The sequence below is a fragment of the Acinetobacter sp. CWB-G5 genome (genome assembly GCF_019209785.1).
Classification (GTDB): domain Bacteria; phylum Pseudomonadota; class Gammaproteobacteria; order Pseudomonadales; family Moraxellaceae; genus Acinetobacter; species Acinetobacter johnsonii.
The window spans coordinates 15,530-33,202 of the sequence record NZ_JAHUTF010000011.1; the positions used below are offsets into that span (position 1 = coordinate 15,530).

16 protein-coding genes, 2 tRNA genes and 1 other RNA gene are annotated in these 17,673 nt (G+C 42.8%); 6 read left to right on the top strand and 13 right to left on the bottom strand.

Features of this window, described 5'->3' with window-relative positions; genetic code table 11:
• Nucleotides 1-67: 67 nt before the first annotated feature.
• The 4 genes from KVY11_RS14140 to KVY11_RS14155 form a co-directional block, all read right to left on the bottom strand.
• The gene (locus tag KVY11_RS14140; RefSeq protein ID WP_218289305.1) at nucleotides 68-1,660 is read right to left on the bottom strand and encodes an NAD(P)/FAD-dependent oxidoreductase; all 1,593 of its coding nucleotides are present in this window, start codon (nucleotides 1,658-1,660) and stop codon (nucleotides 68-70) included.
• A gap of 18 nt (nucleotides 1,661-1,678) precedes the next feature.
• Nucleotides 1,679-2,524, bottom strand: coding sequence for an SDR family oxidoreductase (locus tag KVY11_RS14145; RefSeq protein ID WP_218289306.1), 846 nt, complete (start codon nucleotides 2,522-2,524; stop codon nucleotides 1,679-1,681).
• A 15-nt stretch (nucleotides 2,525-2,539) separates the two neighbouring features.
• Nucleotides 2,540-3,496, bottom strand: coding sequence for a metal-dependent hydrolase (locus KVY11_RS14150; RefSeq protein WP_218289307.1), 957 nt, complete (start codon nucleotides 3,494-3,496; stop codon nucleotides 2,540-2,542).
• Between the two features lie 183 nt (nucleotides 3,497-3,679).
• Nucleotides 3,680-4,186 (bottom strand): type IV secretion protein Rhs, encoded by a 507-nt coding sequence (locus KVY11_RS14155; protein WP_218289308.1) that lies wholly within the window; start codon nucleotides 4,184-4,186, stop codon nucleotides 3,680-3,682.
• A 203-nt stretch (nucleotides 4,187-4,389) separates the two neighbouring features.
• Between KVY11_RS14155 and KVY11_RS14160 the strand changes: the two genes are divergently transcribed.
• Entirely contained in the window at nucleotides 4,390-6,015 is a 1,626-nt protein-coding gene (locus tag KVY11_RS14160; protein WP_218289309.1) for an NAD+ synthase, read from the top strand.
• 116 nt (nucleotides 6,016-6,131) lie between these two features.
• Here KVY11_RS14160 and KVY11_RS14165 read toward each other — a convergent pair.
• Nucleotides 6,132-6,208 (bottom strand) — tRNA-Met (locus KVY11_RS14165).
• A 178-nt stretch (nucleotides 6,209-6,386) separates the two neighbouring features.
• Here KVY11_RS14165 and KVY11_RS14170 point away from each other — a divergent pair.
• Nucleotides 6,387-6,803 (top strand): hypothetical protein, encoded by a 417-nt coding sequence (locus KVY11_RS14170; protein ID WP_218289310.1) that lies wholly within the window; start codon nucleotides 6,387-6,389, stop codon nucleotides 6,801-6,803.
• 159 nt (nucleotides 6,804-6,962) lie between these two features.
• Here the strand turns inward: KVY11_RS14170 and KVY11_RS14175 are convergent.
• The 4 genes from KVY11_RS14175 to coaD all read right to left on the bottom strand — a co-directional run bounded on the left by KVY11_RS14175 (nucleotide 6,963) and on the right by coaD (nucleotide 8,273).
• Nucleotides 6,963-7,039 (bottom strand) — tRNA-Met (locus tag KVY11_RS14175).
• A gap of 73 nt (nucleotides 7,040-7,112) precedes the next feature.
• Nucleotides 7,113-7,490, bottom strand: an RNA gene (rnpB, locus tag KVY11_RS14180) — RNase P RNA component class A.
• Between the two features lie 26 nt (nucleotides 7,491-7,516).
• A complete protein-coding gene (locus KVY11_RS14185) occupies nucleotides 7,517-7,780 on the bottom strand; it encodes a YfhL family 4Fe-4S dicluster ferredoxin (protein ID WP_004695536.1) in 264 nt (87 codons plus the stop codon).
• 1 nt (nucleotide 7,781) lies between these two features.
• Nucleotides 7,782-8,273, bottom strand: coding sequence for a pantetheine-phosphate adenylyltransferase (gene coaD, locus KVY11_RS14190; protein WP_004695534.1), 492 nt, complete (start codon nucleotides 8,271-8,273; stop codon nucleotides 7,782-7,784).
• A 141-nt stretch (nucleotides 8,274-8,414) separates the two neighbouring features.
• On the opposite strand from coaD, the gene smpB reads away from it, so the two are divergent.
• Nucleotides 8,415-8,891, top strand: a complete 477-nt coding sequence (smpB, locus tag KVY11_RS14195; protein WP_004695532.1) for an SsrA-binding protein SmpB — start codon at nucleotides 8,415-8,417, stop codon at nucleotides 8,889-8,891.
• 41 nt (nucleotides 8,892-8,932) lie between these two features.
• Here the strand turns inward: smpB and KVY11_RS14200 are convergent, their stop codons facing one another.
• The 3 genes from KVY11_RS14200 to rluD all read right to left on the bottom strand — a co-directional run bounded on the left by KVY11_RS14200 (nucleotide 8,933) and on the right by rluD (nucleotide 11,429).
• Nucleotides 8,933-9,499, bottom strand: a complete 567-nt coding sequence (locus KVY11_RS14200) for a flavodoxin family protein (RefSeq protein ID WP_183174783.1) — start codon at nucleotides 9,497-9,499, stop codon at nucleotides 8,933-8,935.
• Nucleotides 9,500-9,605: 106 nt separating this feature from the next.
• Nucleotides 9,606-10,346: a peptidoglycan editing factor PgeF gene (gene pgeF / locus KVY11_RS14205; RefSeq protein WP_218289311.1), complete on the bottom strand. Its 741-nt coding sequence runs from the start codon at nucleotides 10,344-10,346 to the stop codon at nucleotides 9,606-9,608.
• Nucleotides 10,347-10,376: 30 nt separating this feature from the next.
• The gene (gene rluD / locus KVY11_RS14210; RefSeq protein ID WP_078425306.1) at nucleotides 10,377-11,429 is read right to left on the bottom strand and encodes a 23S rRNA pseudouridine(1911/1915/1917) synthase RluD; all 1,053 of its coding nucleotides are present in this window, start codon (nucleotides 11,427-11,429) and stop codon (nucleotides 10,377-10,379) included.
• Nucleotides 11,430-11,500: 71 nt separating this feature from the next.
• On the opposite strand from rluD, the gene KVY11_RS14215 reads away from it, so the two are divergent.
• Together KVY11_RS14215 and KVY11_RS14220 are read left to right on the top strand one after the other, a co-directional pair.
• Nucleotides 11,501-12,484: an outer membrane protein assembly factor BamD gene (locus tag KVY11_RS14215; protein ID WP_218289312.1), complete on the top strand. Its 984-nt coding sequence runs from the start codon at nucleotides 11,501-11,503 to the stop codon at nucleotides 12,482-12,484.
• 191 nt (nucleotides 12,485-12,675) lie between these two features.
• Nucleotides 12,676-14,571, top strand: a complete 1,896-nt coding sequence (locus KVY11_RS14220; protein ID WP_218289313.1) for a DNA primase — start codon at nucleotides 12,676-12,678, stop codon at nucleotides 14,569-14,571.
• A 26-nt stretch (nucleotides 14,572-14,597) separates the two neighbouring features.
• Here KVY11_RS14220 and hemA read toward each other — a convergent pair whose 3' ends face one another.
• Nucleotides 14,598-15,881, bottom strand: a complete 1,284-nt coding sequence (hemA, locus tag KVY11_RS14225) for a glutamyl-tRNA reductase (RefSeq protein WP_168158169.1) — start codon at nucleotides 15,879-15,881, stop codon at nucleotides 14,598-14,600.
• Between the two features lie 78 nt (nucleotides 15,882-15,959).
• Here hemA and KVY11_RS14230 point away from each other — a divergent pair, with 78 nt between their 5' ends.
• Complete coding sequence (locus KVY11_RS14230; RefSeq protein WP_218289314.1) at nucleotides 15,960-17,669, top strand: hypothetical protein; 1,710 nt, start codon at nucleotides 15,960-15,962, stop codon at nucleotides 17,667-17,669.
• Nucleotides 17,670-17,673 lie beyond the last annotated feature (4 nt).

Below are 17,673 nucleotides of genomic sequence, written 5' to 3' on the forward strand. Positions count from 1 at the left end.
AGTGACACAGTTTAAGTATTAAAAGGCTTGGGTTAACTCAGGCTTTTTTATTATTAATGAAGCTACTTTAGGCCTCAACAACATCGTAGTGTTTTAGCTCAAGCGCAGATAAACGTTGCTTTAACTCGGCCAAGGACCACGGCCAAGCCGCGAAGTTACGCCCATTTTGATCCAAATAATAGCTTGAGCAGCCGCCTCGGTTAAATACTGTGGTTTTCAAATGAGTTTGTACTTTCGCATTGTGATAACGCAGAACATCTCGCTTGACCATCATACGTTTAAAGCCTTGCAGCTTCATTTTTAGTAGACCATCTACAATATACTGAATCTGTGCTTCAGCAATCCCAATAAAAGAGTCATAAACCAAGATATTTGGCCCCAATACCAAAAAAGCATTCGGTACATTTTCCAAACTTGTACCCAAGTACGCTTCTGGAGAACTATCCTTCCAAAGGTCGGCCAATCGCTCACCTTGGGCATTCCATACACGTTGGCCAATTGGAGGATGTGCCACTTCAAAACCAGTTCCCCAGATAATGACATCAACCTCAAATCGTTCCCCATTTGCCGCAATGACACTCTGCCCATCAATCTCGACCAAACCTTGTGGCAACAACGTGACATTGTCTTGCTGCAGTGCTGGATAATAATTATTGGCAAATAAAAGTCGCTTACAGCCGATCGAAAAGTTAGGCGTTACGGCTTTACGTAAGGCGTCATCCTGTATTTGCAATTTTAATAATTGACGGCTTAAAAAATTAACTGGCTCAAGCAATGACGGATGACGAAGCCCAAAGTTGATCCCATTTAAAATACTGGAAACACTATTCCGCCAGCCTTGCTGAATCATCGGAAATTTGGCCACCAGCGACTTCACGCTAGCATTGAGCTGCATATCCGCTTTGGGCAAAACCCACGGCGCAGTCCGCTGAAATACGATCAACTCTTTCGCCAATGGCTGAATTTGTGGAATAAACTGAATGGCAGATGCACCTGTTCCAATCACTGCAACCCGCTTTCCCGTTAAGTCATAATCATGTTTCCAACGGGCTGAATGGAACATCTCTCCTTTAAATCCTTCTATCCCTTTAATGTTAGGTAAGGATGGTTCTGTAATCGGCCCTGTGCTAAAGATCACGGTTCGTGCTTGATATGCCCCTTGAGAGGTTTCGAGTTGCCAAATATTCATCTCATCATTCCACTTGGCACTGTGCAACTCATGCTGAAAACGAATTTTATCTTGCAGCTCAAACTGCTCAACCACCTGTTCCAAGTAACTTAAAATTTCAGGTTGTTTCGCAAATAAATGACTCCATTGATGACTAGGCGCAAAGGAAAATGAATACAATGCCGAAGGTACATCACAGCCACAGCCGGGGTAATTATTATCACGCCACGTACCACCAACTCTCTCTGCCTTTTCTAAAACCAGATAGTCCTGATAGCCGACTTGTTTCATTTTATAAGCCGCAGCAATGCCCGAAATCCCAGCACCTACAACAATGGTATCGTAAGTATGTGCGGCTTTAGGACGAAGCACAGCCTTTTTACGGGTTTGCTTAGGTTGAGCTTCCGTACTTTTTGGCGTCGTAGTTTGATCTCGCATTTGATCAGACGGTGCTTGCACATCTGCTTGCTCTATCTCTAATTGCGTTTCCATATTCATTTTTCTCTGTTCTTATTTTGTGATTTGATTAAACAGTGGATAACCCAGACCTAAAAGCTTGACGTATAAGCTTGGCGCTGCGCGCTTCATCCACCAAAACAATTTGGCATCGGGTTGTGGAATGGTATAAAGCTTACCTGCATCTAAGCGATTTAATGTTTTTTTGACTACAGCATCACTGGTGGTAAACGCATGGTTCATCAGCAGTTTGTCAGCCAGTCCAGAATAGCGACTTGGCAAACGCCCATTCTTCATAATATTAGTGGGCACCAAGGTCGGACACAGCACATTGACTGTAATGTTATAAGCATGAAGCTCTGAAGCTAGTGTTTCTGATAGTGCCAAAACACTAGACTTGGTCACATTGTACGCTGTCATCTCAGGGGCTGCAGTATAGCTCGCAGCTGATGCCACATTGATGATGGCACCAAAACCTTGCTGTTTAAATTTGGGGACAAAATAGTGGCAACCATGAATTACCCCCCACAGGTTGACATGCATACACCACTGCCAATCCTCCAGCGACACCTCATCAAACTTACCACCTAGCCCAACTCCGGCATTATTGATGAGCAAGGTGACAGGATGCCCCAAAAGCTGTTCCGCTTGCTCCGCCAAAGTGTGTACAGATTCTTTTAATCCAACATCACAATGCACCGCATAGGCTGACGAAGATGTCATCGACTGAATCAAATCTACAGTCTCCTGTGCTGAGCTTAAATCAATATCTGCACAGATGACATCACCACCACGCTTTGCCAGTTCCAGTGCAAAGCTACGACCAATTCCACTGCCTGCACCCGTTACAACTGCGTAAGCCTTTTCACTTGGTTTATTTTTTTTACTCAACAGTCCCATGTCATAACCTCCTTTTTATAATTTAAGTACTGGAGTAAATTCTTTAGTGAAATAGGGGGTTAATACTCCTGTTTCAGGGTGTAGTAAACGCTCTTTGTAATAATCTAAAAATGCAGAAGTGTCATAGTCATTCGGGTGAAAGCTCGGACGTAAATAGTCAAAAATATGCATCCAACTACTGCCATAAACACCTCGTTTCAGCCCAAACAAGAGGCTGAAACTGCGCGGCACATCCTTCCAATAACTGAGACTCACCAAATTAGACGGTTTGCGATAAAACGGGACAAAAACTGACGCCATGGAAATCAGCAGCAAAATGGTGATAAGGGCTGGAAAAAAGCCTACAATACGCAAAGCATAGTTATTAGAAAGTGATTGAAACACATCATATGCAATGTCTTTGTGCTCAGATTCCTCTAACATGTGCCACATCCAAATCGCCCGTTGCTTTTCATCTTGAGAATCGAAGAAAATCTCTTCATGGTTCATCATGTATTCAGACAACACCGCGGTAAAATGTTCAATACCTGCCATCAAAGACAATTTCATCGGTTGTGGTAAACGGTTAAAACCGTAATCAAAAACGATTTCGGCTAAATAACGAAAAATGCCAACCGGCAAATCAACCTGTTTAAAAGTATCGTTCAATTCTTCATGTAGCTTTGAATGCAATGCCTCCTGCCCAATCAAAGACGTCACACGTTGTTTTAATACAGGGTCTGTGAGGAAATCGCGGTGATAACGGGCGGTATCAATCACCAAGTCTTCACCATAGGTCAGAAAGATCGAGAGTGATGCAAAGTAAGCACTGGCTAACTCCGCATTTAAGTAAAATTTGGGATCAATTTTCTCCGCTTCAAAGTCAAATTTCATATGCCGAATCGGAATAATCGCAGACTGTTTTTCAGCATCGAATACGGGTCCTGCAAAAATTTGGCTGGCTTTGCCTTTCAATGGAAGAGCGATACGCATAGGACATTCCTTCTTATTTTTAGCTCATTTTTCAGGCTCAATCTCACGATTTTTACCTGTGCTTTGCATTCAAAATAAGAGTCCGCTTCCCCTATGCCACTGGCATTTTTCTTCAAATGATTTGCAATTTATGACTTTAAAATCTGTTGTCTAACAATCACTCTACAGATTTATCTATCGGGGTCAGAACAAGGCTTTGTGTGCCACAAAGGGAATACACTGCTCATAGGCTGAGCACTCTTCGCCATAGTGTTTTTTGAGAAAGTAGTCTTGCACCATTTGCGCCTGTTGTTCGATGCCATAGCTTAAAAACTGCTTGCCTTGTTTTAATGCATAGCGGTATTGACGGTTAAAAAGTGCCTTACGGACTACAGCGAGTCCCTGCTGAATTTGCCAAACATGTGTTAGCTCATGAATCAACCAAGCTTGTTGATGAATGGATTGATCGGCAAAATTTTCGCACCAGTCTTTGATATTAAAATAGACATGTCCATTGGGGCTAATCGCATAATGAGGCAGCACTGCCCGATGCGCGATAATTCGAACCGAATCCGTGTTCAGACTGTTCCCAAAAATGCTGCTGGCGAGCTTTTTCTCCGCTTCAGTCAAGGGCCGATTTTTAAGTTCAAACTTTTGCTGTATTTTTTGTAAAAGCGGTTGAAACCACACAATCACACTCCATAAAGACATTAGAATAATTTGTTCTTTTTAAGGACATTTACGGATTTTTTTTAGAATATCCCTTAAAAAAAATCGCATTTCGTATATAGTATTCGCACTTATTATTGATTAATACTTCTATTTGTTTATCGTCACTTACACCACGTAGAACTTATAGCTATAACAAACTCAATCGTCGTGTATATCCCTATAGGTATAGGATTTAGTTGGAAATGAAAAGTTTTAAAATTGCACTTGCACAGTTCTCTCCGCACATTGGCAACCTTGAAGCAAATGCCCAAAAAATGTTGGAGCAGGCCAATGAAGCAAAAAAACAAAATGCTGATTTAATTATTTTTCCAGAACTTTCGAGCATTGGTTACCCAGCAGAAGATTTACTTCTACGTCCTAGCCTAACCAAACGCACGCAACAAGTTTTTGAACAACTTAAAACAGTAAAAGATATTGTGATGGTCTTTGGTTTTGTCAACCAAACCGAAGATGGTCAACGCTACAACGCCGCTGCGGTCATGAAAGATGGACAAGTTTTGGGTGTGTATAACAAACAAAACTTACCAAACTATAGCGTATTTGATGAAAAGCGTTACTTCACCGAAGGGCATCAACACCTTGTTTTTGAATATTTGGGTCATAAGTTTGGTGTGTTGATTTGTGAAGATGTTTGGTCACTTTCAACGGTACAACAACTAGCACAGCTCAATGTAGAAACGGCTTTAGTCTTAAATGCTTCACCATATGAAGTCGGTAAGCCACAGCACCGCGTTGAAACCATGTCTGCACTAGCGAAACAAATGAACCTCAACTTGGTTTATGCCAACCAAGTCGGCGGTCAAGACGACCTGATCTTTGATGGTACAAGCTTCGTGATTGCCAAAAACGGCTCGGTTGTACTTCAAGCAGAAAGCTTTAAAGAGTCTCTGTATTTCGCTGAATACGAAGCAGAACAACAAGCCTTTAAGGCCAATGCGCTGCCGCCTGCTTTAGACACAATGGCAGAGATTTATCAAAGCTTAGTAATGGCGACCCGTGACTATGTACAGCGCTCAGGTTTCCCTGGGGTGATTTTGGGTTTATCAGGCGGGATCGACTCAGCTCTAACTCTTACAATTGCAGCTGATGCGATTGGCGCCGACAAAGTCCAAGCCGTAATGATGCCATATACCTATACCGCTCAAATCAGTGTAGAAGATGCTGCTGAACAAGCGAAGAGTATGGGGGTGACTTTTGGGATTGCTGAAATCAACCCTATTGTAAACAGCTTTATGCAAACGCTTTATCCGTTCTTTGGCAACAGCCCTGCGGATGCAACTGAAGAAAACTTACAAGCGCGTACCCGCGGTACACTGCTAATGGGTTTATCCAACAAATTTGGTAATTTAGTCCTATCTACAGGCAATAAATCAGAATTGGCGGTGGGCTACTGCACGCTCTATGGTGACATGGTGGGTGGTTTTGCGGTACTGAAAGATGTGTATAAAACCATTGTGTTTGAACTTGCGAAATACCGTAACAGCATTTCAGACAAGCCCGTGATTCCTGAGCGTGTGATTACTCGCCCACCTTCAGCAGAGCTACGTCCAGATCAAAAAGACCAAGACTCTTTACCGCCATATGATGTACTGGATGCCATATTGTATGCCTATATCGAAGAAGATATGAGCCAAGATGATATCATTGCCAAAGGCTTTGATGCTGAAGTGGTTGCAAAAGTGATTCGTTTGGTCGATTTCAATGAATACAAACGTCGCCAAGGTGCAATTGGTCCGCGTATCAGCTCACGTGCATTTAGCCGTGAACGTCGCTACCCAATCATGAATGGCTGGAAAGCTGGCGTATAAGCACTTTCTCCAATAAAAAAGCCCAAACATGTGTTTGGGCTTTTTATATCGACATATTCAAATCTATTTTTTACGCACAAAAAAAGAGACCAAGCTGAGAGCTTGGTCTTTTAAAATGGTGGCTATGACGAGACTTGAACTTGTGACCCCCGCATTATGAGTGCGGTGCTCTAACCAACTGAGCTACATAGCCGTAAACTGTGCGCGCATTATGCAAAGTTCAAAGGCAAGCGTCAACCCTTTTTACACACAAATGGTTATTCAATATACAAAAACACTTTAAACTATCAATTTTTCAGCAAACCACTCTTTTTAAACTTATTTTTATACTGCAAGCTATATTTAAGTTAGGCATATTTACGAGAAAGATAATGAAAAAGAGAGTCTGTTTTTTCTTTATCCTAAGTACTACAGCATTGAGCAGTTGTCAGCTGATTTCCCCCATGATCACCGACTATAACGGTGTACGGCGTGATGTAGCGACCTATATCAACTCCAACCTATTATTTAGCCTAAAAGATCGAGAAATATTGGTCAACTACGCCAAAGGACAACAAAAGATCCTGACTGCAGATCGCTTAAGCCCAACTGCACAGCAAAACTTGGCTTTAGAAAGAGCCGAAGGACGCTACTGTGCAAGTCAGCACATCTCTTTAAAAAAACTCAATTTAGTCGATCATCAAATTTTTGCATTGCCCGAACATCAAGCCAATTGGCAACACATTCAAAAATTACAGATGCAGATCAATTTAACGCCTGAAAACATTAACTGCGAGGGGAAATTTTAAAAGATAAAATATGTCCGCAGTCACAGCTTTGGTTTAAATATCGAAAAAACGGTGCCGAACCACAAGGCCATTTCAGAAATGGCAAGTAAATAAAGACAGTTTCACAGCCTTTCTTTCCCACAAAAAAAAAGATCATGCTGAGAGCATGATCTATAAAAATGGTGGCTATGACGAGACTTGAACTTGTGACCCCCGCATTATGAGTGCGGTGCTCTAACCAACTGAGCTACATAGCCGTAAACTGTGCGCGCATTATGTGGTTTTCTCACTAGTACGTCAAGTACCTTGCGCGCTTAATTGATCAAAATTTGTTGAAGTGAGCCGATAAGCCGGGTTCTGTCGAGAACGATCATTCCTCTAGGCGTACAATCACTCATACGCTCAAGCGACCTACCCGGATCCAGCATGGGCCATGCCTAAAGGATCCCTATTTGGTCTTGCTTCCGGTGGGGTTTACCATGCCATGAACTGTTACCAGCCATGCGGTGCGCTCTTACCGCACCCTTTCACCCTTACCTCCGATTTCGATTGCTCGAAACCATAATGAAGGCGGTCTACTCTCTGCTGCACTTTCCGTCGGCTCACGCCGCCCAGGCGTTACCTGGCACCTTGCCCTATGAAGCCCGGACTTTCCTCCCCTGCTTCAATCACGGAGATCTCCACAGCAGCGATCGTCTGGCTCACTTCGAGGCGCATAGTATCAAATCTTAGACTTAATTGCTTGCGCTTTTTTGAGCAATTAGTTTTTTATATTTATCCATGAGCTCATCCTCAGTTTCCGCATGATTAGGATCCAACGGAATACAATCCACTGGACAGAACAATTGACACTGGGGTTTATCATAATGTCCGATACACTCTGTGCATAAGTCTGGATTGATTTCATAAATCAATTCCCCCATGAAAATGGCTTCATTGGGACACACAGGTTCACAAACATCACAATTGATGCATTCATCGGTTATATATAAAGACACGCTACCAACCTTGTTGATGTTTACGTTCAAAAGCAGCGACTACAGCTTGCGGTACAAACTTGGTCACATCACCTTTTAAACGTGCTATTTCACGAATCAACGTCGATGAAATAAATGAATACTGTTCTGACGGCGTTAAAAATACCGCCTCAAAGTGTGAATCAAGTTGACGGTTCATGTTGGCTAACTGGAACTCGTATTCAAAGTCAGACACTGCACGCAATCCTCGCAGTACAGCCGTTGCCTTCTGTTCACGGAAGAAATTTACCAACAAACCATCAAAACCTACAAACTCAACATTATCAAGATGGCTTAATGATGCTTTGGCCAAGCTCACACGCTCTTCTAAACTAAAGAGAGGGTTTTTATGATGACCAATGGCAATGGCTACCACCACTTCATCAAACATACGTGATGCACGTGTAACCAAATCAATATGACCATTGGTAATTGGATCAAAAGTCCCCGGGTAAATGACGCGAGTTTTAGACATCCATTTTTACTCTGTTGATTTTGTAGAGCCATATTTTAGCAAAAACTTGTTTTATAGGTGAAGAAACTCCATAAATTTGAAAAAACTTCACCTTAACCCTGCTTTAAGGCACAATAGGTACATTGTTGGAAGTAATTGATTATGGCGAAAGCAACTGTAGTTAAAAAAAATACCAGCGGGACGATTGCACAGAATAAACGTGCACGTCACGACTATTTTATTGAAGAAAAATTTGAAGCTGGCCTGTCACTGCAAGGCTGGGAAGTGAAATCATTACGTGCAGGTCGTATGACGCTGTCTGAGAGTTATATCACCTTTAAAAATGGTGAAGCTTTCCTGTTCGGTGCTCAAATTCAGCCTTTACTCAGTGCATCTACGCACATTGTTCCTGAAGCGACCCGTACCCGTAAGTTACTGTTGAACCGTCGTGAACTGGATAAGTTACTCGGCGCAGTGAATCAAAAAGGTTATTCGTGTGTTCCGCTTGTTGCTTATTGGAAAGGACCACGTGCGAAATTAGAAATCGCTTTAGTGAAAGGCAAACAGCTACATGACAAACGTGCCACGGAAAAAGACCGTGACTGGCAACGTGATAAAGCCCGTATTATGCATAAATAATAAAAAACCTCCTATGTGGAGGTTTTTTATTATTAGAACTGTTAATAGTCAGCTTTTAGCTCAACCAAATATTTTCCAAACTTTCGAGCAGTTTCCAAGTCACCTTCGGGTGGGGTTATTTCAATACTGGCGTTGTCTGACTGAGTCATCAAACCTAAAAAGCTCGACATCCGATTAATATCGTGTTGGCTACGTCCCGTCGGCATAAACGGTAAACCAGCCCACAACATACCATGCTGCATAGCAAATAAATTAATCTGCTGTAATACCGCCAGTTTATCGCCACTTAAGCCACCACCATTGGTAAAGCCTGCAGCCAGTTTTCCTTGCCAAGCCCGTGCTAACCAACGCTTAGAGGAATCTTCCATAAACTGCTTAAGCGCTGCTGTAAGACTGCCCATATACGTTGGGCAACCCATCACAATAATATCGGCCTGATCTAACAACTCCCACTGTACTGCAGCAACAGAAATTAAATGCACATCAGCACCCGCCTGCTCTGCACCTTGTGCAATATACTGAGCGACTTTCGCCGTATGACCATAGGCGCTATGATAAACCACACACACATGAACAGGTGCAGCAGAAACAAGATCAGGTACAGACATGAAAACTTTTAAGACCAAAGAATTGAGTTAAGTTTAACACTTCCACTCGCTGAGGGGGAGTAAGTGTAAGGATTAAAACAGCCAAGCACTTGATCAGAAACCCAAACTATTGCATAAACACAAAGGTCGCCATACGCCCAGTTTTGGCATGACGTCGATAAGAAAAGTACTCATTCGACTGGCTAAAGGAACACTGATCACCGCCAGAGACCACTTCAACCCCGTGCTGTTTTAGAATGAATTTTGCGATTGCATATAAGTCAGCATAATACTTTCCAGCTTGCTCACCTGTTTGAAATGCAGACTCAAGCTCAGCATACTTTGAACAAAAGGCTTCTTTTACTTCCGCCCCAATTTCAAAACAAGGTTGGCTAATAGCCGCACCCAACCAAGCCCATGTCGGCTGAGTGTTCATACTGGCAATGGTATTTTCAATAATGCCATGCGCCAACCCACGCCAACCTGCATGCAAATTGGCCACTTCAGTTCCATCTGCATTGCCTAAAACCACTGGCAAACAATCGGCTGTCATCATCATCAGGGCATGGTTTGTACGCTGCGTCACCAAACCATCCCCTTCTTGAGCATCAAAGTCAATTTGCTCATTCACTACACGGCAAATGGTGCTGTGAGTTTGCGTCATCCATGTGATTTTATCGACCCCATAGCCCGCAAACTCTTCGAGCAAGATCATGCGATGCTGTTGCACACGTGCGGCATCATCCTGTACATGCAAAGCCAAATTAAAGCCTTGTAATTCAGTTTGAGTGGTCTCTAAAGCACGATCATGATGTACACGGGTTTGCCCCACAAAAACACCTGCCGGAAGTCCTTGAACAAATTGCATATACTGTCCTTATGATGATTCATCTATAACTTAATAGGCTTTGTTTTCCGTACGAAGTACATCAACCAAGGTCGCCAAGTCTGCTGGCCACGGCGCTTTAAACAACATTTCTTCACCTGTACGAGGGTGTTTCAGACCTAGCTCTGCTGCATGCAAAGCTTGGCGTCTGAAACCACGTAAAGTCTCATCTAAAAGTTCTGTTGCGCCTGCGGGCACGCGTACACGTGGCATATACACAGGATCGCCAACTAAACCAAAACCAATATAACTAAAATGCACACGAATCTGATGCGTACGTCCAGTTTCAAGACGAGCTTGAATACGGGTGAAATGTTGGAAGCGTTCTTTCACGTTGTAGTGTGTTACAGCGTCTTTACCACCTGGTAATACCGCCATTTTGACACGATCTACAGGGTGACGTTTAATCGGTTCATCCACCGTGCCACCAGCAATCACATTGCCATACACAATCAGGTCATAAACACGGTAAACCGTTTTTTTCGCCAATTGCTTGCTCAGTGAAAATTGTGCTTCTAAATTTTTCGCAACGACCAACAAACCAGAAGTATCTTTATCAATACGATGCACCAAACCCGCACGAGTCAGTTCTGCCGATTTTGGATAGTGATGCAATAATGCATTCACTAAAGTACCTGATGAGTTGCCCGCACCTGGGTGAACCACCATACCAACAGGTTTATTAACGACAATAATGTCATCATCTTCATAGACGATATCCAGCGGAATATCTTCAGGCAGACTACGAGTTTGGGCTTCTAACTCAACTTCAAGGGTTAACAGTTCAAATCCTTCACATTTATATTTCGGTTTGACACTGTTACCATTTACCAACAAATGGCCTTCTTTTAGCCACTGTTTGAGTTTTTCACGCGAAAAGTCGCTCCAAATCGTTGCTGCAACTTGGTCTATACGCTGTCCCAGATAAGTTTCATCCAATTGAAATTGCAACGATAAACGTGTTGCAGTAGAGCTTGAAGTATGGTTATCTGCATCCTCAGAATCTTCAAGTAAATTGAAATCGGTTTCAGGGAAATTTGGATCGGAAGATTGTGCTTGAGCCATTTGATCATTCAAATAAAAGTGATTTAATAGCGCAATTGTAGCTCATTGCCCGTATTAACAGAGGAATTTTTATGTCGCTACCACATTATAAAATGACAATGCTTGCTCTAACGATTGGCATTGCATCTGCAATGGTAGGCTGTAGCAGCAATCCCAAGAAAGAAGTGGTAGATACCGGTCCACAATCGAGTGAACAGGTTTATATTCAAAAAGCAGAAAAAGCACTGCAAAGTGGTCAATATACCGACGCTGCAAAACACTTAGAAGCATTAGATACCTATTACCCTACAGGTGAATATGCGCAACAAGCTCAACTAGAGCTGCTCTATGTGAAGTTTCAGCAGAAAGATTATGAAGGTGCGATTGCACTGGCTGATCGTTTCATTCGTTTGAACCCTCAGCATCCAAACGTGGACTATGCCTACTATGTCCGTGGCGTAGCCAATATGGAACAAAACTATGATGGTTTGATTCGCTATACTTCGTTAAAGCAAGCACATCGCGATGTGAGCTATCTTAAAGTGGCGTATCAAAACTTCGTAGACTTTATTCGTCGTTACCCTTCGAGCACTTATGCTGTAGATGCCGCACAACGTATGAAGTTTATCAGCAATGAGTTGGCTGAAAGCGAAATGAATGCCGCACGTTTTAATATCAAACGTAAAGCATGGGTCGCAGCACTAGAGCGTGCTCAATGGGTGATTGAACATTATCCGCAAAGCCCTCAAGTGCCTGAAGCTTTAGCAACTGTTGCTTATTCGTATGACCAATTGGGTGATAAGCAAACTGCACAACAATATACCGATGTCTTGAAACTAAATTATCCAAATTTAGTGAAATCGAATGGTGAAGTAAACTTACGCGCTGCACGTAAAGAAGCAAGTTGGGTCAACCGTGCGACTTTAGGTGTATTTGGTCGCGAAGAACAAAACAGTTCTGAAGAAAAAATCGAACAGCCGAAACAAACAACAGAGCGCAGCTTTACCAACCGTATCAGTTTCGGTTTACTGGATCGTCCTGAAACACAGCAAAACATCACTACTGAAACCGAATAATTCTTCTGAAATATTCGCTATTTTAGAAAGGGCAAGTTATCATACTTGCCCTTTTGTTTTGTGCGATTTCCGCTTGATCAAAACGCCTAAAAGGTATACAAAACAATCTAGATTCGATGGTTTTTTGCATTTTAAAACCTCCATCTCTGCTTCTTTTCACGGTTCAAAACATCAGCGACTGACGATTCGACATGGCTATTCCTCAACACACCATTGACCAAATTTTAGATCGGACCGACATTGTCGACCTGATTGGTCAACGTGTGAAACTTAAAAAGTCAGGTCGTACCTATTCAGGCTGTTGTCCGTTCCATCAAGAAAAATCACCATCTTTTCACGTGTATCGTGACAAACAGTATTTCCACTGTTTTGGTTGTCAGGCCAATGGTAATGCCATTCGTTTTTTAATGGACATCGACAGTCGTAGCTTTATTGATGTGATGAAGGATTTGTCGAGTCAAACAGGCATCGAACTTCCAAAAGACAACCGTGACTCAAAAAAACTGGTGTATAAGCGCGAAGCTAAACCTGTCCAAAAACCACAAGTCGATGTCGCAGAAGCCAAGAAAGCTGAACCAGCTCCAGCACAACCTGAGTTTCAGATTGAGCATGATCCTTTTGCTGAATTTCAGTCCATGGACTACCAAGAGGGTTATGCTGATTTTGATACTTTCGAGGGCTTCAACACTGCCCCCGTTCAAGAAGGTAACTTATACGACCTGTTAGAAAATATCGCACAATACTATGAGCAACAACTACCGCATAGTCGTGCTGCTCAGCAGTACTTTAAACAACGTGGTCTCAGCCGAGATACCATTGCATATTGGCGTTTAGGCTATGCACCTGAGGACTGGCAACACTTAGAGAAAGCCTTCCCACAAGATATCGAAGGCTTAAAGCTACTCGGATTGATTCGCACCAGCGACAACGGTCGTGACTTTGACTTGTTGCGGGATCGTGTCATATTTCCGATTCGCGATGCCAAAGGTCGCGTAGTGGGCTTCGGTGGTCGTGCTCTAAATGACGAAATTAAACCGAAATACATCAACTCCCCAGACTCTGAGGTATTTCATAAAAACCAATTACTTTATGGTTTATATGAAGGCCGCAAACAAAAAGCCCAAGACTGGCTAATGGTCGAAGGCTATATGGATGTGATTGCGCTACAGCAGTATGGCATTGCAGGTGCCGTGGCGACCTTAGGGACTGCCAGTAATACCGAACATTTAAGTATTCTGTTTAAGCAAAACAACCGGATTACCATTGCCTTTGATGGTGACGTGGCCGGACAAAAAGCGGCACGTCGTACTTTAGAGATTGCGTTACCTTTGCTCAATGATGGTCGTGAGCTGAAGTTTTTTGTTTTACCGAATGATCATGATCCCGACTCACTGATTCGTCGCGAAGGTATTGAAAACTTTAATAAACTACTCCAACAGGCCCCACTACTGTCAGACTTTGTTTTTGCACATCTGACGCAGAACCATGACATTAGTAGCCCTGAAGGTAAAAGTCAGGTCATGAGTGAGTTGCGCCAACTGACGGACTTATTGCCGAAAACGGGCTCTTTCCGTTATTTGCTAAATCAATCCTTCAAAGAAAAACTTGGTTTTGGTCGTCGCTGGACACCTCAAGTCAGCAACGATGCCTCGTTGTCTTTTAATATTCGCACCAAAGATGAAGACTTCGCCCTCGCCGTTCTGATCCATCATCCGTTTTTGTATATTCACTTTGAAACTCTACGCGCCTATTTACCTGAAGATGAACTTTTAGCGCATGTGCTACAAGTCTTAGATGGCATCTTTGATGATTTGCCCGACGACCAAGAACTGGCGACCTATTATGTGCTGGGTGCGTGTAGCCGTTATGCCAACGCAATTGCCGATATTATGCAGCGCACCAATATTGAAGTTCTGACCAAAACACCTGAAATGGCCGACAAACTGGCCAGTGAATATGCTCTCTCGCTTGAAGAAAAATATTTGCGCCAAAAACTAAAAGCGCCTTTAAGCCTGCTTGAATCGCGTAATCTACGTCAAAAACTGAATGAATTGACCAAAAAAATAGGCTTAAGACTGATTACTTAAACCTATTACATTTTTTGGATTTGGATTTACTTTTTAGTTTTACGACGTTTAGCAAAAGTCTCATTTAAACACGTTTGCATTTGTTCAAAATGACTCGGATCTTCAGATTTGGCTGCTTCACGCAGCATAATCGAGGTTGGATGCAGCAACTTCTGCGTCAAACGATGTGCAAACTCTTGCATTACCTGTTCCGCTTTTTCCCCTTTCGCAATTCGTGCCAGCGCTAGATCTAATTCTTCTTGTCTTAGCTGTTCACCTTGCTGACGGTAAGCATGGATGGTTTCACCTGCGAGATTAACCTTCTGCTGGGTCACCAACTCGGTTGCTAGTTGGTTGACCATCACCTCAGCTTCAACCGCCGCCTGACGACGCTGAGCAAGGTTTTCATCAATCACCGACTGCAAGTCATCCACGCCATATAAATAGACGCCATCCAAACTTTCCACTTTCGGGTCTATATCACGCGGAACAGCCAAATCCACCATCAACATTTGTTGATAACGACGCTTTTTTAAAGCAGCTTTGACATCTGGATAATGAATCACCTGATGTAAACTTCCCGTACAACTGGAAATGACATCTGCACGCGCTAAGTTATTGGCCAACTGATCAAATTCAATGATTTCAACATCTACACGATGGGCTATTTCTTGAGCCAAAGTTTCAGCCCGTTCACGGGTACGGTTACAAATGAGGATTTTTGCGACTCCCATTTCAGCCAAATGCTTCGCCACTAAGCTATTCATTTCGCCCGCAGCGACCACCATGACCGTCAACTTTTCAGGCTTACTAAACACTTGTAATGCCAACTGAGCCACCGCGTAGCCCATCGATACGGCATGACTACCTACAGCCGTTTCAGAGCGGACGCGTTTCGCCGCATAGAAGGCATATTCAAAAATTCGGTTTAAATGAGGAGAAACAGTATGAGCAGTCTTCGCTAGAGATAGTGCAGATTTAACCTGCCCCAAAATTTGCGGTTCACCAAGCATGAGTGAATCTAAACCGCTTGCAACACGCATCAAGTGAGTGACAGCCTGCGCATTTTCATAACGGTATACATGATTCAACAATTGTTTAACATCTATGCCATTTGCTTGGGCGAGCCAGTTCAATACCATATCTGAGTTTTCAGACATGGCATACACTTCTGTTCTGTTACACGTAGACACCACTACCATTTCATTTAAGTCTTGGTTTTGGCCTTGTTGCTCAAGCAGTTGCGTTAACTTTTCAGGGTTAAATGCAATTTGCTCACGCAATTCTACGGAGGCGGTTTGATGGTTGACACCCAATGCAAAGAAAGACATATCAGATCATCATTTCGCTAAATTTATGCTATTGTGCAATAACGGTGTCATAAAAAGCATTACTTGGATCAAGAAAAATTGCGTCAAACACATTGCCGACTGAGCGGCGCGAGAATTAAGCAATATTCTACCACATTCTTACTCGTCGGTAGCATGGCATCTAGTGCTCATCTTAGAGCAGCTGGAGATTTTTCGCTATCTAATTATGATGCAATTCAACAAAGTATGATTGCCGAATTTGCACTGGCTTACCAAGACAGTGCGACTGCCTTGCACAACTATACTGTGCTGGCGATTAAAAGTAATTCCACCACCATTAAACAACGCGCTTTAAATATTGCCCTTGAGCAAAATGATTTGCATGCCGCACTCGACATTGCAACGCATTGGGTGGTGCAAGAGCCCACCGATGTTCCAGCCTTATTTTATTTGTCGCACATTGCACTCAAAGCACATGAATATGAGCTTGCGGCTGAAACACTCGATAAAATTCTCAATATTGATGCCAATGCCGATTTAGAGCAAATCCTTGCGGGGATTGCCCCTGATGAACCTGAAGATCAAGAAATTCTCATTCAAGCGCTACGTTCGAGTAAGGAGCGGAACAACCCCTCTATTTTGGCGTTGATTGCAGGTTTAGAGGCGCAAAATGGACAGCTTGAGCAAGCCCTAACCACCATCAATAAAGCCCTAAAAAAGCGCGGAAAAGTCACAGGCTACATTCTGATGAAGGCCAACTTACTCAGCGCACTCGGCCAAGAGGAAGAAACCCGTAATTGGTATGCAAAATCAAGTCGTAAACACCGAGACAATGTCGATGTCCGTTTAGCCGAAGCCAAATATCTGATTAAAATTAATGCGTCAAATGAAGCCTTAACCAAGCTTGAGAGCCTGATAAAAAAATGGCCTAAACAAGAAGAAGCCTTGTTTATTGCGGGATTAACCAGTATTGACTTAAAGAAGTACGAAAAAGCGGAAAAATATTTGGTTGAACTACGTAATTCGGCCGAATATCAAAATGAAGCCTATTACTATCTTGCGGTGAATGCTGAACGAAAACAGCATTTTGAAACAGCCAAGGCCTACTATCGTCTAGTCGATGGTAGTCTGTATACCGTATCGCGTCGTAGCCTCATCAGTATCTATACCCTGCAAAACAAACCCAATGATGCTTTACGCTTCCTAACCCAAGAACGCGTGAACTACCCACAACATGCAAGCTTTTTGTATCAGGCACAAGCCGATATTTTAAAGCGCATGAATAACAAAGCCGCAGCTATGCGACTGTTAGATGAGGCGATTAAAAACTTACCGGATGATCCTGAACTGATCTATTCTGAAGTGCTAATGTTGGATCCACATACGGATAAAGACAAACTTGAAAAGTTGCTCAATCAACTGTTAAGTATTGAGCCCAATAGCCCAACCTATCTCAATGCTTATGCATACACTTTAGCCTTGCAAAACAGACGCTTAGATGATGCACGTAGATTTGTTGAACATGCTTTAGAATATGCCCCTGAACAAGCCTCCATCTTAGACACCTTGGGCTTTATTTGTTACTTACAAAATGACTTTAGCACCTCAGCCAAAGTCTTAGAAAAAGCCTATCTCATCAGTGGTAGTGTCAATATTGGGGTACGTTATGCGCGTTCAGTCTATATGCTCGGTGATCTGCAAAAATTCTCCACTGTGTTACAACAACTCAAACAAAAACACCCAAATGATCCTCAATTGGATCAACTCAATACTTTATTGTTACCCCAACAACTGAAAAAGAGCTCATAGTTTT

Excerpts from the sequence above, each read along its gene's own strand:
- KVY11_RS14140 (WP_218289305.1), bottom strand. The coding sequence starts at position 1,660 with ATGGAAACGCAATTAGAGATAGAGCAAGCAGATGTGCAAGCACCGTCT.
- KVY11_RS14145 (WP_218289306.1), bottom strand. The coding sequence starts at position 2,524 with ATGGGACTGTTGAGTAAAAAAAATAAACCAAGTGAAAAGGCTTACGCA.
- KVY11_RS14150 (WP_218289307.1), bottom strand. The coding sequence starts at position 3,496 with ATGCGTATCGCTCTTCCATTGAAAGGCAAAGCCAGCCAAATTTTTGCA.
- KVY11_RS14155 (WP_218289308.1), bottom strand. The coding sequence starts at position 4,186 with ATGTCTTTATGGAGTGTGATTGTGTGGTTTCAACCGCTTTTACAAAAA.
- KVY11_RS14160 (WP_218289309.1), top strand. The coding sequence starts at position 4,390 with ATGAAAAGTTTTAAAATTGCACTTGCACAGTTCTCTCCGCACATTGGC.
- KVY11_RS14170 (WP_218289310.1), top strand. The coding sequence starts at position 6,387 with ATGAAAAAGAGAGTCTGTTTTTTCTTTATCCTAAGTACTACAGCATTG.
- coaD (WP_004695534.1), bottom strand. The coding sequence starts at position 8,273 with ATGTCTAAAACTCGCGTCATTTACCCGGGGACTTTTGATCCAATTACC.
- smpB (WP_004695532.1), top strand. The coding sequence starts at position 8,415 with ATGGCGAAAGCAACTGTAGTTAAAAAAAATACCAGCGGGACGATTGCA.
- KVY11_RS14200 (WP_183174783.1), bottom strand. The coding sequence starts at position 9,499 with ATGTCTGTACCTGATCTTGTTTCTGCTGCACCTGTTCATGTGTGTGTG.
- pgeF (WP_218289311.1), bottom strand. The coding sequence starts at position 10,346 with ATGCAATTTGTTCAAGGACTTCCGGCAGGTGTTTTTGTGGGGCAAACC.
- rluD (WP_078425306.1), bottom strand. The coding sequence starts at position 11,429 with ATGGCTCAAGCACAATCTTCCGATCCAAATTTCCCTGAAACCGATTTC.
- KVY11_RS14215 (WP_218289312.1), top strand. The coding sequence starts at position 11,501 with ATGTCGCTACCACATTATAAAATGACAATGCTTGCTCTAACGATTGGC.
- KVY11_RS14220 (WP_218289313.1), top strand. The coding sequence starts at position 12,676 with ATGGCTATTCCTCAACACACCATTGACCAAATTTTAGATCGGACCGAC.
- hemA (WP_168158169.1), bottom strand. The coding sequence starts at position 15,881 with ATGTCTTTCTTTGCATTGGGTGTCAACCATCAAACCGCCTCCGTAGAA.